This is a genomic window from Actinopolyspora mzabensis, assembly GCF_900101095.1.
In the GTDB taxonomy this organism is placed as follows: Bacteria; Actinomycetota; Actinomycetes; order Mycobacteriales; family Pseudonocardiaceae; genus Actinopolyspora; species Actinopolyspora mzabensis.
In genome coordinates this window covers 128,307-148,010 of record NZ_FNFM01000010.1, presented here as the reverse complement: position 1 = coordinate 148,010, position 19,704 = coordinate 128,307, and the positions used below count along the sequence as shown (strand labels likewise).

Here is a 19,704-nt window from a genome sequence, read left to right as displayed (position 1 = left end):
GGGCGGGAACTCCGGTGAGCGGGTTCCCGCTCACGCGTTCTCGCCGGTCCGCTGTTCGAGCGGGCCCGCCGCCAGTAGCGCCTTGAGTTCCGTCAAGGGCATCGCCGGCGCGAACAACCACCCCTGGAAAGTGTGCACACCGACGTCACGCAGCAGTTCGAACTGCTCGAACGTTTCCACTCCCTCCGCGGTGCAGGTGCATCCGATCGCCTTGGCCAGATCGGCGATGGCCTTGACGACCATGAGGTCGGCACGGGTGTTGGCGACATCGGCGACGAAATCCCGGTCGATCTTGATGACGTCGATGGGAAGTTCGCGCAGCCGCGCAAGTGAGGAGTAGCCGGTGCCGAAATCGTCCACGGCGAACCGCAATCCCTGCTCGGTCAGTTCGCGCATGGTCCTTCTCCCCCGCCCGGAGACATTGACCAACGAGGTTTCCAGCAGTTCCATGACCACGTCCCGTCTGTCGAACCCGGTCCGGTTCTCAATCGTGTCCAGCGTGGCCACGAAATCCGGATCGCCGGGCGACAGTTCGGCGAGGTTGACCGAGACCGCGGCCCGATGCCCGTCGGGTTTGACGGGCCATTCGGCGGCGTCACGCATGGCCGTGCGCAGTACGCACCTGTCGAGTTCCCCGAGCAAATCGGCGCTTTCGGCCACCGGCAGGAACGTGTCGGGGCTGAGCAGCCCCCGCCGGGGATGACGCCAGCGAACGAGTGCCTCGGCGGCGAGGATCGCGCCGCTCGCGCGGACTATCGGCTGGTAGAACAGTGTCAGCTCGTCGGACTCGATCGCGGTGCGCAGCTCGCTCTCGAGCTCCACTTTGCGCTCCATCTCCGAGATGGTCTCCGGCCCGGCGACCGAGATCCGCCTGCGCTCGCTCGCCTTGGCTTCCATGACGGCCGCGCCTGCAGAACGCAGCAGCTCGTCGGCGGTGGAGGTGGTCTCCTCGCCCACCGCTATGCCGATGGAGGCGGAGACCCGGATCGGCGGGTGTCCGCGCAGGTACACGGGCCGGTGGAACAGCTCGCCGACAGTGTCGGCGATCATTTCGATTCCCCCCGCCGCCGCGGGCTCGGGGCACACGATCAGGTACTCATCAGCTGCCATCCGAGCGGCCAACCACTCTCTTGGCAAGTCACTGCGCATCCGCTTGGCCAGTTCGATGAGCAGCTCGTCCCCCGCCCGCAACCCGAGTGATTCGTTGATCCGTCGGAAGTTGATGATGTCGCAGTACAGCATCGCGAAACCCCGCGTGTCGGTCCCGCTGAGCAGCTCGTTGACCGCAGCTCGGTTCGGAAGTCCGGTCAGGCTGTCGTGCGTCGCCCAGTAGCGCCATTCCTCCGCGCGCCGGTGGCGTTCGGTGACATCCTGGAACACCGCCAGCCAGAACGACTCCCCGCTCGCGCGAACAGACTTCGCGATGTGCAGTTCGCAGATCACCCTTCGACCGTCGGCACGGATCATGGACCACTCCTGGGTGAAGTCCTCGTTCGGCGGCTTCCCGGAACGGAACGCCAAGCGCAACGATTCCCTGCCCGGTTCGTCCGGGTGGACCATGTTGGCGATGTGGGCGCCGCTCATCTCGTGCTCGCGGTATCCGAGCAGTTCGCGCAGCGCCGGGTTGGAGTCGAGCACGTAGCCGTACCGGTCGAACACGCCGATACCGACCGGTGTGAGTCCGAACAAGTCGCGGAACTGACGCAGCGAACGCTCCAGCCGGGAGTGCAACTCGGTGTCGTCCCTGGTGACGCGTGCGAAACCCCGCAGCGTTCCGTCACTGGACCACAGCGCGATGGTGGTGACGTGCGCCCAGAACCTGGTGCCGTCCTTGCGCACCCGCCAACCCTCGTCGGTGTGGCTGCCGAACCTGGCTGCCTGTTCGAGCAGTTCCTCCGGTTGGCCCGCGGCGAGCTGCTCGGCGGTGTAGAACACCGAGATGTTTCGTCCGATCACTTCCTCGGCCGAGGCACCGGTGATTCGTTCCGCACCGTGGTTCCAGGTCGACACCACCCCGAGCGGGTCGAGGGTGTAGACGGCGTACTCCCACAGCGACGCGCCGAACCTGCCGATCAGTTCCTCCGCATCGGCCCCGATACCGGGTCCGTTCTCCACTCCGCTCATCACCAGCTCCGGCCGCCGGGACACCATGACCCGCACGCCCCGGGCCGTCGCCGGTAGCCCCAACCGGCTTGGAGCTCACCCCGCGGAGCGAGCTTCGGAAGTTCCTCGAACGACGTCCCGGCCGTGAGGCCCACCCCGAGTGTCCGCCCCCTCCAGGTTGTGCGCACGGCACCGCAAGAAACGAAAAATGCTCACTTCAGCCACCCGGCAGTCAACCTGTCCTACATCGGCCCAGTGGAGGTCCGGTCGAACAGGAGATGCGGGAAGTGGCCGGATAACGGCTCGCCGGATTCGTTCCGGAACGCGGTGTGCTCGTTCTCGTAGCCGACCGCCGTGCGGGCGAGACCCTGCCGTCGCGGTATGGGAGCCGGCGTGACGAACACTCCAAGCGGGCGGCTACCGCCATCCAAATCAAAATAAATTTCGCATTGATGGTACGGCCAGCAGCACCCCGGAGCCGCAACCCCCGCCAGGAACATCCGGAAACGGCCGTCGGACGTATGATCTGTGCCATGCCGAGCGAATCGCCCGACTTGCGTGCCTCGGACGAGGACAGGGAACAGATCGCGACCCTGCTGCGACGGGCACAGCAGGAAGGTCGGTTGACGCTGAACGAGTTCGACGAGCGGGTCGCCGAAGCGTACCGCGCGCGCACCTACAGCGAGCTGGCACCGCTGATCAGTGATCTGCCCGACGAGAACGGCAACGCGGTGCGGACCGGCCCGTCCCGTGGCTCGACCTCGGAATCGACTCCGGGCAGGACGGCGATGGGGATCATGAGCTACGCCGAGCGCGTCGGCCCTTGGCGCGTGCCGCCGCGTTTCGCCACGTTCGCCTTCTGGGGTGGCGGCAAGATCGACCTCCGGGAGGCCTACCTCGACGCGGACGAGGTCGAGATCCGCTGCTACGCGATCATGGGCGGAATCGAGGTCATCGTGCCCCCGGGCACCAGGATCGAGGACCGGTGCGCCGCGATCATGGGCGGTGTGGAGCGAGAGGTGCGCGGCGCCACCTCGCGGAGCGGGGTCAAAGTACTGTTGACGGGTTTCGCGTTCTGGGGCGGCGTGTACATCCACAGCGAGGAGCCCGGCGAACGGGACGACTGACCAACCGGTCAACGGTTCCGCTCACTCCGCGGGCTCGACCGGGGTGAGTTCACCACCCGAGGGATGCACGGCGCGGGCCTCTGCCAACCGCCGCCGAGCCGTCACCGTGTCGGCGGTGAGCACAGTGGTCAGCGATCCCCCACCCGCCAACGGCTGCAGCGCCCAGTCCGCCTCCGAACGCGGCTCGGGGTCCCGGTCCCAGACCACGACCTCGTTGGCCAGCACCCTGGCGCCTCCGAGGTGGGTGTGACTGGCACGCAACCGCTGCCGCCCGGGCTCGAAGGTGTGGCGCAGCAGTGGTATGCCCCCGCGCTCCAGGCTCGTACTGCTCACCAGTCCGCCCGGCTCCTCCCCGGAGCGCCCCAGTACCAGCGTCTCCCGGAAGCACGCGCGCGCCGAGTCGGCCAGTCGCACCGAGAGCTCGGCACGGTGTTCGGCCCGGGAGGTCACGACCGTGGGCTCGGGCAGATACTCGACCGTGCCGCCGTCCTCGACGTCGATGTCGATCGAGCCGCGGCTGCCGCCGGGACCGTGCCCCGGCAGGGCCAGCGAAGCCGCGATTCCGCGCAGCAGCAGACGGGCACCGGCACCGACCCGGACCCGCAGCGAGAGGTCGTCCCCGCCCAACGGCGAGGTGGCCGAACCCACCAGGTGCACGACCGCGCCTCCCGTCGCGGAGCTGCCACGACGGCGCGGCACCAGGGTCAGCGGTGCCATGGAGCGCAACCGCCGCACCACCGAGTTGCCCGCACCGTCGAGCTCGACGGTCAACGAAGCGGTCGACTTCATTCCGCGCTCGGCCCCACGGCGGCACGGTGCTCCGCGACCTGCCGCCTCACCCAGTCGGCAGCCGCCGAGGCGGCCGGATCGTCGGTCAGCGACTGCGCGAGCACGGCCAGCTCACCACGCATCCGGTGGGCGTCGGCGAGCATGACCGCCATGTCCGCACCGACCCGCTCGGCCAGATCCACCTTGTTGACGACCAGCAGGTCAGCCGTGGTCACGCCCGGCCCGCCCTTGCGGGGGACCTTGTCGCCGCCTGCCACGTCGACCACGAAGACCTGCACGTCCGCCAGCCCGCGGCTGAACACCGCGGTGAGGTTGTCGCCGCCGCTCTCGACGAGCACGAGATCCAGCGAGGCGTAACGTTGTTGCAGCCGCTCCACCGCGTCCAGGTTCGCGGTGATGTCGTCCCTGATGGCGGTGTGCGGGCAGGCACCGGTCTGCACCGCCTCGACCCGACCGGGATCCAGCACTCCCGCCTGCCGCAGGAAGTCCGCGTCCTCGGTGGTGTAGATGTCGTTGGTGACCACCGCGAGTTCGAGTTCGGCCCCGAGGGTGCGGCACAGCGCCGCGGTCAACGCGGTCTTGCCGCTGCCGACCGGACCTCCGATGCCGATCCGCACCGGCCTGCTGCCCGAGGCCGCGGGCGCGAACGGATCGGGCCCCGCCGAGGTCGGGTCGAAATCGACCGGATGCCGGTGGCCGTACTGGCCGTGTACGTGCTGTCCGTGTCCTTGGTGCTGGTGTTCAGCTTGCAAAGAGCCGTCCCTCTTCCCGGTGATGGCGTTGGTGTTGTTCGGCGAGCAGATCGAGTGCCGGAGAGCTCGTAGCGGGCAGGCTCCCGGGCCGATGACCCGCCGTTCGGGCCGCTTCAGCCGCGATGCGCTCGGTTTCGGCACGCAGCGCGGTGACCGCCGCGTTGGCCTCGAACGGATCAAGCCCCAGCAGCCGAACCGCGGCGGACGCCGGACCGCTGATCGACAGGTAGGCCATCGCGGCAGCGGTATCGGCCGGTGAGCGGTCCGCGCCCGCCCCCAGCAGCACACCGACCACGACCGGATGATGCGGACTGCCCGTGGTGGCGTGCAGCTCGTCGAGGGCCCGCGAGGGCAGCGCACTCCGACCCGCGCGAAGCGTGCCGCGCCCCTGCGCACGGCTCGCCGCGCGCTGGGCGGGCGCCGGTGTCCTCGCGTCGAGTTCGGCGTCCAACAGCGACCAGTGGTCCGGAGGCACTCCCCTGGCGGCGGCGTGCGCGGCGGCAGCGGCGAAGACCGCCGCCTGCGCACCGGCGCCGTGCAACCTGCCGTGGAGGAACTCGGCCAATTGCTCCGACCCGGACACGGTGCCGCGGTGCACCGCCTCCTCCAGTCCACCGGAGTGCGCGTGACCACCGCCCGGGAACCGTGAGTCGGCGAGCGCGAGCGTCGCGAGTGAAACTGTGGACATCGCGGGTGTCATCAGAACAGGAAGTAGCGCTGCGCCATGGGAACCTCGGACACCGGCTGGGGCTCGACGAGTTCACCGTCCACCCGCACCGCGAAGCTGTCCGGATCGACCCGCACCTCCGGGGTGGCCTCGTTGTGCCGCATGTCCCGCTTCGTCACGGCACGCGTGTCGGAGGTCCCGACGAGCTCTCGACGCAGCTCCAACCGTTCCGCCAGCCCCGTCCCGAGCGTCTCGGGGGCCACGAATGACACCGATCCCGCTGCCGCCGCGCGCGGTTCGGCACCGAACATCGGGCGGGACAACACCGGCTGCGGTGTTGGGATGGAGGCGTTGGCGTCGCCCATCGCGGCCCGCACCGCGAATCCACTCTTGAACACCGCGTGCGGTCGGACTCCGAAGAACTTCGGCTCCCACAGCACGACGTCGGCGAGCTTGCCCACCTCGACGGATCCGACGGAGCCGTCGATGCCGTGCGCGATCGCCGGGTTGACGGTGTACTTGGCGATGTAGCGGCGGGCGCGGCGGTTGTCCGCGGCGTCGTCGCCCGGCAGCGCTCCCCTGCCGCGTTTCATGACGTGCGCCGTCTGCCAGGTGCGGGTGACCACCTCGCCGATCCGGCCCATGGCCTGCGCGTCCGAACCGATCATGGAGATCGCGCCGAGGTCGTGCAGCACGTCCTCGGCCGCGATGGTGGTCGGGCGGATGCGGCTCTCCGCGAAGGCCAGGTCCTCCGGGACCGAGGGGTTCAGGTGGTGACAGACCATCAACATGTCCAGGTGCTCGTCGATGGTGTTGACCGTGTGCGGCCTGGTCGGATTGGTCGAGGAGGGCAGCACGTGGGAACGGCCCGCAACCTTGATGATGTCCGGCGCGTGCCCGCCGCCGGCTCCCTCCGCGTGGTAGGCGTTGATCGACCTGCCCGCAACGGCCCCCAGAGTGGACTCCAGGAAGCCCGCCTCGTTGAGCGTGTCGGTGTGGATCGCGACCTGGACACCACTGCGGTCGGCGGCGCGCAGCGCGGCGTCGATGGCCGAGGGAGTCGCGCCCCAGTCCTCGTGCAGCTTGAGCCCTCCGGCACCGCCACGCAACTGCTCGGTCAGCGCCTCCTGGCTCGCCGTGTTCCCCTTGCCCAGCAGCAGGGTGTTCACCGGCGCGGTCTCCAGCGCGAGCAGCATTCGGGAGAGGTTCCACTCGCCGGGCGTGACCGTGGTGGCCTTGGACCCCTCGGCCGGGCCGGTGCCACCTCCGATGAGGGTGGTGACGCCGGAAGCCAGCGCGGCCTCGATCTCCTGCGGGCAGATGAAGTGCACGTGGCAGTCGATGGCCCCGGCGGTGAGAATCCTGCCGTTGCCCGCGACGATCTCGGTCGCCGGGCCGATCACCATCGCGGGATCGACCCCGTCGGTGGTGTCCGGGTTTCCCGCCTTGCCGACACCGACGATCCGCCCGTCACGCACGGCCACGTCGGCTTTGACCACACCCCAGTGGTCGAGGATCACCGCTCCGGTGATGACCAGGTCCGGTGCCCCTTCGGCCCTGGTGGCGGTCGACTGCCCCATGGACTCGCGCACGACCTTGCCACCGCCGAACACGGCCTCCTCACCGGATCCGTGCGGACCGGTGGCCAAGTCCTCGGTGACCTCCACGAGCAGGTCGGTGTCGGCGAGCCGGATCCGGTCACCGGTGGTGGGCCCGAACAGTTCCAGGTAGCGCTCCCGGTCGATCTCCTTGGGATCGCTGTGGTCAGTCATGCGGGTCCTTTCCGGATCGTTCCGGATCCTCGGGCTCGGAGCCGCCGTCCCGGAAACGGCCGGGATCGAGACGGATGGGATCGAGACGGGCGGCATCGAAAGACGCGGAGTCGAGGGAGCCCGCGAACTCGGTACGAAGCCCCGGCACGGTGCGCGCACCACCGATCGGAACCAACTCGACCTCGCGTTCGATACCCGGTTCGAAACGCACCGCCGTTCCCGCGGCTATGTCCAGCCGCTGCCCCCACGCCGCGTCTCGGTCGAAATCGAGCCCCGGGTTGGCCACGGCGAAGTGGTAGTGCGAGCCGACCTGCACCGGACGGTCGGCGAGGTTGCGCACGGTCAGCCGCACCCTGGGCCGTCCCGGGTTGAGCGGCACGGGCTCGGCCGCGGGAATGATCTCTCCGGGATACACACGGACTCCTGCTGGATCGATGAGTGTCCTACTGGATCGGCGAGTGCACGGTGACGAGCTTGGTCCCGTCCGGGAAGGTGGCCTCCACCTGAACGTCGTCGATCATCTCGGCCACACCCGCCATGACCTGTTCCCTGGTCAACACGTGTCGGCCGCTGGACATCAGCTCGGAGACGCCGCGTCCCTCGCGCGCGCCCTCGACCACGTGGTCGGTGATAAGCGCGATCGCCTCGGGATGGTTCATCCGCAGCCCGCGTTCCAGCCTGCTGCGGGCGAGCTGGGCCGCGACGTGGACGAGCAGCTTGTCGCGTTCCTGCGGTGCCAGGTGCATGGCACGTTTTTAGCATTGCGAATGACTTCCCGCATCAGAGTCACCACGGAATTCATCACGACGAAACAGAACTACTCACAACGTTCATCTGCCGAAGGAAGCGGCAAAACACCGAGTCACCCCGCCTCGCCACGTTCGATCGATCGGCCGATGAGACGAGGAACGAGGAATTTCGTCACGAATCGGTGATTTCGAGCATCCCACCAGGCGCACGGGCCTCTCCCGCGATGTCCACCGGAGCCGCGGGAACCGGTCGCGCGGTGGGCAACCAGTCGTGCGCGGTGCGCCAGGCCCAGTCGATCAGGGCGGCCGAGTGGCGGAACGAGTAGGGCGAAAGCCGATCCACCTTCGGCGAGGGCAGCACGTAGAGCTCGCAGTGGGCCGCGTTGAGCTGCATGTCCAGTCTCGATGCCGCGAACATGGCCGCGCTCAGCGCGGACCCGTTGATGCCGCCGATCGACTTGGCCGGGCTTTTCGACGGAGGCAGCACGCCGAACCTCGCCTCCTCGGCGTCCAGTGAACGGGTGCCGCTGCAGGGCAGCACGTACACGCGTTCCGCGCCCTGCGCCACCGCACGACTGATCGGCATGAACGCGGCCGGACCACCGTCGATCAGTGAACGCCCCGCCACCTCGACGGGCGGAAACACGCCGGGAATGGCGCACGAGGCCACCAGAGCGGGCAGCGCGGGGCCGCTGTCCAGGAACACCAACTCGCTGGTGTCCACATCGGTCGCGGTGACCGTGACGGGCAACCGCGCCTCCTCCAACCGCCGGAAGGGCAGGGTGCGGTGCAGCCACGCGGCCAGACCGCGGTTGCTCATCAGGTGGTTCGACAGTCCCAGCTTGCCCGAGAGGATGCGCAGCGGCTCGACCGGGAACACATCACGGCGACGCATACCGGTCCACACTTCCCGGAGTCGCTCGGCGCCGCTCACGGTCGGATCCGCTGCCAGCCAGGCCGAGTTCAGCGCTCCGGCCGAGGTGCCGACCAGCATGTCGGGAGTAATACCGCGCTCGAACAGCGCGCTGACCAGTCCGGCCTGCACCGCGCCGAACGTGGATCCTCCCGGCAGCACCCACGCGGTGGTCCTGTTGCTTTCCCGCCCAGTAGTCACATCCCCCAACATATCCGCGGTGCGCCGCGATCGCCGGGAACCGGAGTGGCGGATCACATCGCGATGCGCGCCCGAAGCTCCTCGGCTGCGCCCGAGCGTGCGAGCGCCGACTCCCCCGAACGAACCCTACTGTTTTTGGGAGCGCTCCCATAACATGCTTCCCAGCCACGGTCACAGCGGCGGTGTCGCACCACCCCGGAACCGAGCTCTTCGGGAAAGCCGTGGCGAACGGCGAGGTGTCGCTGGATCGGCTCATCGACACGGAACCGATCAGCAGCCGCACCCCGACAGAACGCACCCCGACCGGGAGGGCGAAATGCGACGAAGAACCGGAACGGTACTCCTGTCACTGCTCCTGAGCACGGTGACCATGGGCGCACCGGCAATGGCGACACCGGTCGCGAAGACCGACGATTCAGCCGCGGCTCGATCGGAGCGACCGGCGCTGACGGACCTGAACGTCACGGCCACACGGGTGGCCTCGGAGCGGCTGCAACGACCCACAGACATCACGTCCGCTTCGGACGGCACGGGTCGAATGCTCGTAGCCGAGAAACCCGGCACGATACGCGCCTACGATCCCGCGACCGACGCCTTGGGGCAGCCGGTACTCGACATAACGAACCGAGTGGAGAACGCGGGTAACGAGCAGGGACTGCTCGGCATAGCCCCCTCCCCCGATGGCAGCGGGAACAACACGCTCTACGCCGCCTACACCCGGGCGACCGATGCCGCCGTGACCCTGTCACGGTTCTCGTTGGCGGCGGAGGACCCGGCCGCCTCCGAGGAAGTCCTGCTCACTCAGCCGCACGCCGAGCACACCAACCACAACGGCGGCGACATCGCCTTCGGCCCGGACGGATTCCTCTACATGGGAATCGGTGACGGCGGTGGAGCGGGCGATCCGCTGCGCAGCGGACAGGATCTCGGCACGCTGCTGGGCAAGGTACTGCGGATCGACGTCAGCGGGAAGTGCGGTGAACTGCCGTACTGTGTCCCGCCCGACAATCCGTACGCGCACACCCCCGGAGCGCGTGACGAGATCTGGAGCTACGGACTGCGCAATCCGTGGCGGATCTCCTTCGACCCCGAGGGAAGATCGCTGTGGATCGCCGATGTGGGCCAGGGTTCCCTCGAGGAGGTGAACCGAATCCCGCAAGGGGTGCGCGACCAGAACTTCGGTTGGTCCTGCATGGAGGGGACGGAGCAGTTCGCCCCGGACCGGTGCGACCCGACGGCGGACTACGTGGATCCGGTGTTCACCTACCAGACCTCGGTGGAGGGCTGCGCCGTGATCGGCGGACGGGTCTACCGGGGCGAGCAGTACTCGGACATCGCGGACGGCACCTATCTGGCGGCGGACTACTGCTCGGCCAACGTGTGGGGCATCCGCAGCGACGACGGCGGGCACACCTATCAGAGCGCCAAGCTCGGGAAACTGCCCATCCAGGTCACCGCCTTCGGAGCTGACAGCTCCGGCGAGCTGTACGTGGTCAACGACCTGCCCGGCATGATGTACCGGCTGTCCTTCTCGACCGACTCCTGAGACCGCGACGCGGCTCGTGAGCGCGATGAATCGGCCGGGTGGATCCCTTCCACCCGGCCGATTCTTCCGCTCAGCGGAGTGAGCGCTCGCCACGAGAAGCGCTGCGGGGCCCTACCTCACCCGCATCGCCGCTCTCGGGGGCGTCGATTTCTCGCGAAATCGCCGCGCCCGAGACCCCAGCCAGGGCCCGACTACGCGGGTGAGCAGCGCGCCTGGGCCCGGTGCGTGAGTCGGATGCATCGCGAGACCGGGCCGCTCGCCGCGTAGGTCGCTACTCAAGAGCCGGCCCAACGCCGCAAGGCACCGACTCACGCGACGGCTAACCGACCACCCGGACGACTGCCACTACGGATTTTGGTTCGAGGGGTCGGCGTATATGACGCCTCGCCCGTTGGTACCGAGGTACACCCTCCCGTAGACATCGGGGTCACCGGTGATGGCATCGCCGATGTTGCCGTACTGGTGCTGGTCGTCGTTGATGCGGGTCCAGCTCCGCCCGGCATCGTCGGAGCGGAAGACACCCGTCACACCATCGATGGTGGCGATCGAGTACATGGCCGGGTAGTCGCTTCCCGGTGCGGACTTGCCGAAACCGATGTTGTCGGAGTCGGCCACTCCGGAGATCCTGCTGAAGGACTTCCCCGAGTCGGTCGAGTGCCAGAGTCCGCCCTCTCCTGTCAGCCAGAGCTCGCCCGACCGTCCGGGAACGGCCTTGAAGTAACCACTCCCCGTCGGGAGCTCGGAAGCCGACGAAGCGGTGAAGTTGGCTCCGCCGTCGGTGCTGACGTAGAAGGTTCCCTGGTGGAAACCGTAGAACTTGTCCGGATCGACCCGGTCGGACTCCACGCGCGCACCGCTGGGGATCCCGGTGGACACCTGCCAGCTCGCGCCCTGGTCGGTCGTGTGGTGCACCCCGGTACCTTCCGGGCTCCAGACGAAGCCGCTGCCGTCCGCGGCGGCAGCGACGGTACCGCCGCCGGTGACACCGGAGGGTTCGGTGTTCTGGAACCAGCTCTTCCCGCCGTCGTGGGAGAACGCGACCCGGCTGTCATCGGGCCTGCTCGACTTGTCGAACTCACCCACCCGGACGATCGTGTCCGGCGCCGTGCCCGCGTAGTCCATGCTCGTGGTGCTGGTGAAGACGGGGTTCTCGTAAATCGTGTCCGGGATCTCGTCCAGCCGCTCGTGCCGGAAACCACCGAGGTCACCGAGGGCGGACAGCACCGGAGCGCCGCCCGGTGGGCTGATCAGGTCGAACACCGCGGTCTCCTCCAGCCCGGCCACCCTGGGCTCGATGGCGATCTTGTCGCCCGCGTCCCACTCGGTGAGGTTGTCGGTGCCGTAGATGGTCGCACCGGTGCCGTAGAGCATCCGATCGGAGTCGAACGGGTCTATCTCCACCGATTCGGTCATCCAACCGAGCTTCGGAGAGGTCTCCGGCGGGGCGGGTTGCTCGGTTCCGAAGGTCAGCCAGGGCACCGAGGAGATGTCCATCTCGTAGTTCAGTTCCCGGTTCGGATAGGCGTCCCAGTCCCAGATGCGGCTCCAGCTCCGGCCGCCGTCGGTACTGCGGAAGAGGATCACGTCCGGGTACCACGAGATCTGGGTGGCGACCATGAGCGTGTCCGGGTTCTGCCGGTCGATGGTGAGGCCGCTGTAGCCGTAGTAGTTGTCGGAACTGGTGGAGGGCACCGGGCTGATGCGGGTCCACGCACCGGTTTCGGTGTCGAGTTTCCACACGTCGCCCGAGCTGCCGTCGTACGGGCCGCCGGTGTTACTGGTGGCCATGTAGAGATAGCCGTTCCGGCTGTCGAGCACGGCCTTGTGGGCGAGGTGGCCGGTCGGCTGGTTCGGCACGCGTTCCCAGGTGGCCCCGGCGTCGGTGCTGCGGTAGATCGTGTTCTGCTTGTCCGCCACCCCGACGTAGATGTCGCTGGTGGGGGAATCGCTGGATCCGCTGCTCTGGTCGAACACCACCCAGGTGACCCCTTGATTGTCCGAGTACAGTCCCGTGGTGTCGCTCGGGTCGGCGACGTAGTCGCCTGGGTTCGGGAAGTTCCCCACCTCGGACCAGGTCTTGCCGTGGTCGGTGCTGCGCCACAGCCCGTTCCCGCTGGGGGTGCCCAGGTAGAGCACGCTGTTGTCGTTGGGGTCGATCGCCAACCGCTCTCCCATTCCGCGGCCGGGCATGTTCCCGCCGAGTTTGAAGGGCAGTTCGGTGATCTCCCAGCTCTCGCCGCGGTCCTTCGAGCGCAGGATGGCGCCGTTGTTGGGGTCCCAGCTGTTGGTGTACATACCGACGGCGGCGTACACGCGATCGGGGTTCACCGGGTCGGTCGCCAGGCTCGCCACGCCGTTGTAGCCCCAGTTGTCCTGGCCGACCCAGTCCAGCAGGGGGACCCATCGACCGGCGGTACCGGAGTCGCGTCGATAGGCACCGCCGATGTCGGTTCTCGCGTAGACCAGACCCGGCTCGGTTCGGTTGAACACGATCCCGGGGACGAAGCCGCCACCGCCGATCTGCGCGTTGCGCCAGTCGTACCGCGCACTGTCTGCCGTGGACTCGGCCTCCGCCGAGGGTGCCGTGCTCGCCGGGCTCGTGAGCGGCACGGCAGCCAACAGCGCGGCCGCCAGCAGCACGGGTAACCGTCGCCACATGAGCTACCTCCGAAGTATTGGGAGCGCTCCCAGAATCGAAGCGCTTCAAATCGCTGTCAACGAGGCGACTCGTGGAAACGCCGGAATGGACCAGCGTGGGCTCCGGACACACCTGGGTCCGGAGCCCACGGCGAGAATCCACTGGGGCTCCCCCGTCACTGCGCTGTGCGGCGTCGATTTCTCGCGAGATCGCCGCGCTTTACGGCACGGCCACCACGAACCCCGCGCGAAAAGCCCCACACGAGGGCTTCGGCCGCACAGCAGCCCCGGCGAGGACTGAGTGCGGCATCCCGTCAGCCCTGCTCGGGCGACTCCATCCGCCCGTTCACGCGACGCGGCACTCCGAGCGGATTGCCGTCCCGGACCGCCTCGGGCAGCACCCCACGAGGGGCGTTCTGGAACGCCACCGGGCGCAGGAACCGCTCGATCGCGGCGGTACCCACCGAGGTGTGTATCGGCGCCGTGGTGGCGGGATACGGCCCACCGTGCTGCATCCCGTGGCTGACGCTGACTCCGGTGGGCCAGCCGTTCCAGACCAACCTGCCCACACTCGCACTCAGCGTCCGGAACAGCGGTGCGACGATGCTCTCCTCCTCGTTGCCGTGCACCGTCGCCGTCAGCTCCCCGGTGAAGACACCGGCCGCTTCCAGCAACTCGTCGGTGTCGGAATAGCCCACCAGCAACGATGCCGGGCCGAAGCACTCGGCCGTGAGTTCCTCGCGGTTGTCGACGAGCTCACGCGCGCTGGTGTAGAGCAGGCTCGGACCGACCGTTCCCCCGGTGCGTTGCCCGGAAACCAGCGTCTCCACCGCCGCGTGGTCCCGCAGCGAACTCAGCGTCTCCTGGAACGCGGCTTCGAGGCCGTCGTTGAGCATCGGGGCCGTGGCACGCTGCTCGACCTCCGGAATCAGCACGTCGCGGAACCGCTGCGCCGCGCTGGACGGCACCAGCAGCAGGCCGGGCTTCGTGCAGAACTGTCCGACTCCCAGCGTGTAGGAGTCGAGATACCCCCGTGCGATCTCCGCGCCCCGCCCTGCGGCGGCCTCGGGAGTCACGAAAGCGGGGTTCACGCTGCCCATCTCGGCGTAGAACGGGATGGGTGAGTTCCGGGAAGCGGCGAGGTCGAACAGCGCACGGCCCGCGGTGTTCGATCCGGTGAACGCACCGGCCCGGACCCGCTCGTCCAGCAGCACGGCCTTCGCCTGCTCGGTTCCCTCCACCAGCGCGAAAGTCCCCTCGGGCGCCCCCGCACGGTGCAACGCCCCCGTGACGATCTCTGCGGTTCGCCGGGAGAGTTCCGGATGTCCCGGATGCGCCTTGACCACCACGGGACAACCAGCGGCCAACGCCGAGGCGGTGTCGCCCCCGGCGACGCTGAAGGCGAACGGGAAGTTGCTGGCCGCGAACACCAGAACCGGCCCGAGCGGCAGCACGGTACGACGCAGATCGGGACGGGCACCGGTCGGCCAGTCCGGTTCCGGGGTGTCGATGGTGGCCTTCAGGTGCGCGCCTTCCACCACGGTGTCGGCGAACAACCGCAGTTGGAACGTGGTGCGCACGAGCTCGCCGCGCAGCCGTCCCTCCGGCAGGTGGGACTCCCGCTGCGCCAGCGGCACGAGTTCCTCGGTGTGGGCGTCCAACTCGGCCGCCACTCCCCGAAGCAGGCCCGCGATGTCGGACGGACTGGTCGCGGCGAGCCTCTCGGCGGCGGTGGTGGCGTTGTCCAGCACGGTTTCGTGGTCTTCACCGGTGGAAACGACTCGGGACGTTGTCATGGGACTCGGTTGCCTCCTCTGGTCGGAGTTCTGCGTTCGGAGTGCCGGGTCACGGCCGCAACAGGATCTTCACGTCCGCGCCCCGCTGCTCGCCGAGCAGGCGCAGCGCTTCGGAAGCCTCGTCCAGTTCCAGCTCGCGGGTGACGAGCAGCGCCGGATCCAGCACACCGCTGGTGAAGGCCGACACGGCGTGCCCCCACGCGCGGGAGGGAGCGCCGAAGACGGTGTGCATCGTGAGCTGCGAGAGCACCAGGCGGGCCGGATCCGGCGGTTCGGGATCGTCGGCGGCCACGCCGGTGAGCACCACTCTGCCGCCGGGTCGTGCCAGCCGGGTGGCGAGCGCGGCCGTGCCCGGAGCACCCGCCGCCTCGAGCACGGCGTCGTAGCTTCCCGCCAGCCGTTCGACCTCCGCGGGCTCGTGGAGCCCGGTGGCACCGCAGGCGGTGGCGATCCCGGCCCGCTCGCCGGGCTCCACCACGGACAGCTCCGCGGGCGAGGCAGCGGCGATCAGCTGGGTGGACAACAGCCCGAGACTCCCGCCGCCGACCACCGCGACACGTTCCCCGGGAACCACCGCGAGCTTGAGTGTGGCAGCGGCCGCGCAAGCGGCCGGTTCCAGCACCGCCGCACCGCGCGGATCGGCGTCGTCGGGCAGCACGTGCAGCAGTCTCGCGGGCAGGGTGAGGTAGTTCGACCAACCACCGGGCCGGGTGAAGCCGGTTTCCTCGTACTGCGTGGCGCAGAGATTGTTGTCGCCCCTGCGGCAGGCGGGGCACACCCCGCAACCGCGGAATCCCTCCCCCACGACCAGCCGGCCGCGGAGATCAGCCGTGACGTCCGGCCCCACCGCTACGACCCTGCCGGACCACTCGTGGCCGGGGATCACGGGGTAACTCACGAAGTCCGCGGGGCGATTGCCGGTGAAGACCTCGCGGTCGGAGCCGCAGATGCCGCTGCGGGCGATCTCGACGAGGGCCTCCCCGGGGCCGGGTTCGGTGGGTTCGGTGGGAACGACGCGAATACTGCCGGGTTCGTCGATGCGTACCGCTCTGGCATCGCTCAAGAGGCGCTCTCTCCCTTCGTACCCCGAAACTGCCAGTCCTCGGCGTAGAGGTCGAACCTGGCACCGCGTGCCGGGTACTCCCGCACAAAGTCGACGTCGAGCTCCACCCCCAGGCCGGGGCCCGTGGGCAGCGCGAAGTAGCCGTCCGCCACTTCGGGGACGCCGGGAGCGGCCTGCTTCACGTGGGAGTCGGCGAAGTCGTTGAAGTGCTCCTGGATCTTGAAGTTCTCGGTCACCGCGGCGAGGTGCAGGTTGGCGGCGGTGAGCACCGGGCCGCCGACGTTGTGCGGTGCCAGCAGCACGTAGTGGGTCTCGGCGGTGGCGGCGAGCTTTCGCGTCTCCATTATTCCGCCGAAGTGCCCGATGTCGGGTTGGATGATGTCGGCGGACTGGTGTGCGAACAACTCGCGGAACTCGGTGCGGTCGTGGATACGCTCACCGGTGGCCACCGGCAGCGTGGTGTTCCGCGAGACCTTGGCCAACGCCTCCTGGTTCTCCGGCGGCACCGGTTCCTCGATCCAGCTGGGATCGAACGGCTCGAGCTCCTTTGCGATGCGGGTGGCCTCGGCGGGTGTGAACCGGCCGTGCATCTCGACCAGGATCTCCACGTCGGGGCCGACGGCGTCCCGTACGGCCGAGACCAGTTCCACCGAGCGCCGCGCCTCGGCGGGCTCCAGTTCCCAGCGGCCCGGACCGAACGGGTCGAACTTGAGTGCCCGATATCCCCTGTCGACCACCGCACGGGCCGCTTCGTGGAACTGTTCGGCGGTGCGCTCCACGGTGTACCAGCCGTTGGCGTAGGCCTTTATCCCGTCCCGGACGTTCCCGCCCAGCAACCGCCAGACGGGTTGCCCGAGTGCCTTGCCGACGATGTCCCAGCAGGCCATCTCCACGCAGGCGATGCCGGACATGACGACCTCACCGGCCCGGCCGTAGTCCCCGCGCTTCATGCGCCACACCAGCGCTTCGGTGTTGAAGGGGTCGGCACCGATCACGTGGTTGCGCGCGGCCTCGTTGAGGTATCCGAGCAGCGCCTCGGTGTGCCCCAGCATGCGGGTCTCGCCGACACCCACGATGCCGTCGTCGGTGTGCACCCGCAGATAGGTCAGATCGCGCCAGGGCGTGCCGAGCACCAGGGGTTCGATTTTCGTGATCCTCATCGGTGTTCACCCACTTCGGTCGGTACGGCCAGATCGGCCACGGGCAACTCGGATGTCTCCGCCTCGGGCATGTAGCGGTGCAGCATGTCCAGCCCGATGCGGGCGCGGCGGACACGCTCCTTCCCGAGGCCGACGGCCGTGTCGGTGAGATGGCTTCCGCTCGGATAGATGTTGGGGGCGTTGCGCAGCCCGAACTTGACGTAGACCGGCGCGGCCACCCGCACTATCTCGGCTATCTCGTAGTGCCGGACGAATCCGCCGAGCTCGTCCGGGGACTCGATGTACACGTCGAGTGGAAGGTCCGTGGCCGCTCGGATCGCGGCCAGCTGCGCCGGGGAGAGATCGGTCGGCACGTTGTAGGTGTCGGCGCCGAACTCCTCCGCGATACGTATCGATGCCGGATTGGACAGTGCCATTTGGACGCTGATCTTGAAGCGCATGTCCGGGGGGAGTTCCCGTTGGGCACGCATTCTGGCGGCCACGGAGAGCACTCCCAGATCGGTGATCAGCACGCTGCGCACTCCGGCTGCCGCGCTTCTGCGGATGTCCTCGAGTACGTGAACCAGCTGCTCGGTGCCGCGCGCCTGGGACGCGAGGGCGCCGCCGGTCGGGGACGAGGCCATCGCACCGGTGTGCCAGCCGGCCTGTGGCCGGGCGAACAGGCTCAACTCGACGTGGTTGCGGGCGGCGGTGCCCGCCATGCGCGTGAGTTCCCCGTCGGTGAGCAGCATCGCCCCGCTTCCCTGGGAGATCCGGTGTACCGGGACAGCGCGCTCATCGGCCTCGGCAAGCACCGCGTCGAGCACTTCCGGCCCCTCGGTGCTGGGGATCTCCACCCGGTAACGAGCACCGTCCGGGAAACGCTTCGAGCTGTCCGGCGGTGACTCGGCATCCCCGGATGGCAATCCTTGGGATCGCAAGAACGTTCGTGCTTCCAACGCCTACTCCGTTCGAAATATCGGACGTTGTTCGGACAACTTAGTCGCGGGAGTTCCGCGAGGTCAATAGGCGATGCCGCGAGCAACCGGCAGCTCTGTTCGGTAGACTGTTCGAAATACCGGTCAAATGCCGAGCTGCGGTCGGCAGGCATCGCGGGCCGGCTCACAACGCGTCCCGGCTCGACGACGGGAGGACGAATCCGGTGGCACGAGCGGTACCCGCACTACAGCGGGCATTCGACATCCTGGAGCTGTTCCTGGACGAACCGGAGCTCAGCGCTCCGGAGATCACGGGAAAGCTCGGATTGCCGCGCACAACGGTGCACGAGCTGCTCAGCACGCTCGTGGAACGCGGGTATCTCGTCCCCTCGGGACGGGGCGGCGCTCGCTACCGCCTGGGGGTGCGGGGTTTCCAGCTCGGCTCCGCCTACGCCGACCGCCTCGACCTCGCCCGCGAGGGGCAGCTGGTGGCGGAGGAAGTGGCCGCCGAGTGCAACGAGACCGTGCACATCGGCATCCGCGAGGGAACCGAGGTGCTCTACATCGCCAAGGTCGACAGTGGACACCCGGTGCGGATGGTCTCGGCCGTGGGCAGGCGGTTGCCGGCCCACTGCACCGCTGTCGGCAAGGCCCTCCTCGCCTCGCTCCCGACACCGGAGCTCGACGAGCTCTACGGTTCGGAGGCGCTGCGCGCGATGACGGACAACAGCATCACCAATCTCACCAGCCTGCGCGCGGAGCTCGACAACGTGGCCGAGTGCGGTCGGTCCCGGGAGTACTGCGAGTCCAACGACGCGGTCGCCTGTGTCGCGGCCCCGGTACACGATCACTACGGAGTCGTCGTGGCCGCGATGAGCATCGCGGTTCCCATCCCGCGCTGGAATGACGCCGCGGAGAGCGAACTCACCGAAACCGTGATGCGGGGAGCGGGGAACCTCTCGGAACGGTTGGGCTACCGCGCGTGACGGGGCTTTTCGCTCCGGTCGGAGCGAAAAGCCCCGTCAGCGGGTTTCCACGACGTAAAACCCGATCAGTCGCCCTCGTCGCCCTGCGTCGGGGTTTCCAACGGCCGCAACCGCACCCACAGCAGGAAGAGCCCACCCAGCACCAACATGGACAACCCGGTCCAGAGGTTGATGTTGACCCCCTGCGACTTGGCCAGCCCCTCCTCGGTGGGAAACAGCCCGGCAGAACCGACCAACAGGCCGTAGACCACGAACAGGCCGCCTATGACCGTCCGCACGTCGAACAGCTTCGCCGATCTCTCCCGCCGCGCGGCGTCCGACTGCTCGCTTCCCGGTTCACGCGACTCCGACATCGCTCACCTCCACCGAACCTGCTGTCCTTCTTGATCCAAAAACCTCGGCCCCCGACTCAACGAACACTGCTCGCGGAGGGACCCCACGTTCCTCGGTGAACCACGCGTCGGACCCCGTTCGAAGCGTGCGGTACGTCCGCATCGAATTTCTCCATTCGGTCGGGCCGTCGTGT

Annotated in this window: 17 protein-coding genes; 3 read left to right on the top strand and 14 right to left on the bottom strand. The window is 68.4% G+C overall.

Annotation, left to right across the window (positions count from 1 at the left end; genetic code table 11):
• Positions 1–30: 30 nt before the first annotated feature.
• On the bottom strand, positions 31–2,124 hold the full coding sequence (locus BLR41_RS17420) for a putative bifunctional diguanylate cyclase/phosphodiesterase (RefSeq protein WP_092630371.1): 2,094 nt from the start codon (positions 2,122–2,124) through the stop codon (positions 31–33).
• 512 nt (positions 2,125–2,636) lie between these two features.
• Between BLR41_RS17420 and BLR41_RS17415 the strand changes: the two genes are divergently transcribed.
• Complete coding sequence (locus BLR41_RS17415; protein ID WP_176798038.1) at positions 2,637–3,230, top strand: DUF1707 SHOCT-like domain-containing protein; 594 nt, start codon at positions 2,637–2,639, stop codon at positions 3,228–3,230.
• A 21-nt stretch (positions 3,231–3,251) separates the two neighbouring features.
• Here BLR41_RS17415 and BLR41_RS17410 read toward each other — a convergent pair whose 3' ends face one another.
• The 7 genes from BLR41_RS17410 to BLR41_RS17380 all read right to left on the bottom strand — a co-directional run bounded on the left by BLR41_RS17410 (position 3,252) and on the right by BLR41_RS17380 (position 9,073).
• Entirely contained in the window at positions 3,252–4,019 is a 768-nt protein-coding gene (locus BLR41_RS17410) for an urease accessory protein UreD (protein WP_092629999.1), read from the bottom strand.
• Positions 4,016–4,771, bottom strand: a complete 756-nt coding sequence (gene ureG / locus BLR41_RS17405; protein WP_092629996.1) for an urease accessory protein UreG — start codon at positions 4,769–4,771, stop codon at positions 4,016–4,018. The genes BLR41_RS17410 and ureG overlap by 4 nt, the downstream gene beginning before the upstream one ends.
• On the bottom strand, positions 4,761–5,459 hold the full coding sequence (locus tag BLR41_RS17400) for an urease accessory protein UreF (RefSeq protein WP_092630369.1): 699 nt from the start codon (positions 5,457–5,459) through the stop codon (positions 4,761–4,763). The genes ureG and BLR41_RS17400 overlap by 11 nt, the downstream gene beginning before the upstream one ends.
• A gap of 11 nt (positions 5,460–5,470) precedes the next feature.
• Complete coding sequence (locus BLR41_RS17395) at positions 5,471–7,210, bottom strand: urease subunit alpha (RefSeq protein WP_092629993.1); 1,740 nt, start codon at positions 7,208–7,210, stop codon at positions 5,471–5,473.
• Positions 7,203–7,625: an urease subunit beta gene (locus BLR41_RS17390; RefSeq protein WP_092629990.1), complete on the bottom strand. Its 423-nt coding sequence runs from the start codon at positions 7,623–7,625 to the stop codon at positions 7,203–7,205. The genes BLR41_RS17395 and BLR41_RS17390 overlap by 8 nt, the downstream gene beginning before the upstream one ends.
• 28 nt (positions 7,626–7,653) lie before the next feature.
• Positions 7,654–7,956, bottom strand: coding sequence for an urease subunit gamma (locus BLR41_RS17385; protein WP_092629987.1), 303 nt, complete (start codon positions 7,954–7,956; stop codon positions 7,654–7,656).
• Between the two features lie 175 nt (positions 7,957–8,131).
• A complete protein-coding gene (locus tag BLR41_RS17380) occupies positions 8,132–9,073 on the bottom strand; it encodes a patatin-like phospholipase family protein (protein ID WP_245694411.1) in 942 nt (313 codons plus the stop codon).
• A 316-nt stretch (positions 9,074–9,389) separates the two neighbouring features.
• Here BLR41_RS17380 and BLR41_RS17375 point away from each other — a divergent pair, with 316 nt between their 5' ends.
• Positions 9,390–10,619, top strand: coding sequence for a PQQ-dependent sugar dehydrogenase (locus tag BLR41_RS17375; protein WP_218120212.1), 1,230 nt, complete (start codon positions 9,390–9,392; stop codon positions 10,617–10,619).
• A 345-nt stretch (positions 10,620–10,964) separates the two neighbouring features.
• Here the strand turns inward: BLR41_RS17375 and BLR41_RS17370 are convergent, their stop codons facing one another.
• The 5 genes from BLR41_RS17370 to BLR41_RS17350 form a co-directional block, all read right to left on the bottom strand.
• A complete protein-coding gene (locus BLR41_RS17370) occupies positions 10,965–13,277 on the bottom strand; it encodes a beta propeller repeat protein (RefSeq protein WP_218120211.1) in 2,313 nt (770 codons plus the stop codon).
• A gap of 293 nt (positions 13,278–13,570) precedes the next feature.
• Positions 13,571–15,052, bottom strand: coding sequence for an aldehyde dehydrogenase (NADP(+)) (locus BLR41_RS17365; RefSeq protein WP_092629981.1), 1,482 nt, complete (start codon positions 15,050–15,052; stop codon positions 13,571–13,573).
• Between the two features lie 49 nt (positions 15,053–15,101).
• The gene (locus BLR41_RS17360) at positions 15,102–16,115 is read right to left on the bottom strand and encodes a zinc-dependent alcohol dehydrogenase (protein WP_092629978.1); all 1,014 of its coding nucleotides are present in this window, start codon (positions 16,113–16,115) and stop codon (positions 15,102–15,104) included.
• Positions 16,112–17,275 carry a mandelate racemase/muconate lactonizing enzyme family protein gene (locus BLR41_RS17355; RefSeq protein ID WP_092629975.1) on the bottom strand — a complete coding sequence of 388 codons (1,164 nt, stop codon included), beginning with the start codon at positions 17,273–17,275 and terminating at the stop codon, positions 16,112–16,114. Before BLR41_RS17355 ends, BLR41_RS17360 begins: the two co-directional genes overlap by 4 nt.
• Positions 17,272–18,195 (bottom strand): U32 family peptidase, encoded by a 924-nt coding sequence (locus tag BLR41_RS17350; protein WP_245694410.1) that lies wholly within the window; start codon positions 18,193–18,195, stop codon positions 17,272–17,274. Before BLR41_RS17350 ends, BLR41_RS17355 begins: the two co-directional genes overlap by 4 nt.
• Positions 18,196–18,416: 221 nt before the next feature.
• On the opposite strand from BLR41_RS17350, the gene BLR41_RS17345 reads away from it, so the two are divergent.
• Positions 18,417–19,178, top strand: a complete 762-nt coding sequence (locus BLR41_RS17345) for an IclR family transcriptional regulator (RefSeq protein ID WP_092629969.1) — start codon at positions 18,417–18,419, stop codon at positions 19,176–19,178.
• Positions 19,179–19,243: 65 nt separating this feature from the next.
• Here BLR41_RS17345 and BLR41_RS17340 read toward each other — a convergent pair whose 3' ends face one another.
• Positions 19,244–19,531, bottom strand: a complete 288-nt coding sequence (locus BLR41_RS17340) for a hypothetical protein (protein WP_092629966.1) — start codon at positions 19,529–19,531, stop codon at positions 19,244–19,246.
• Between the last annotated feature and the right edge of the window lie 173 nt (positions 19,532–19,704).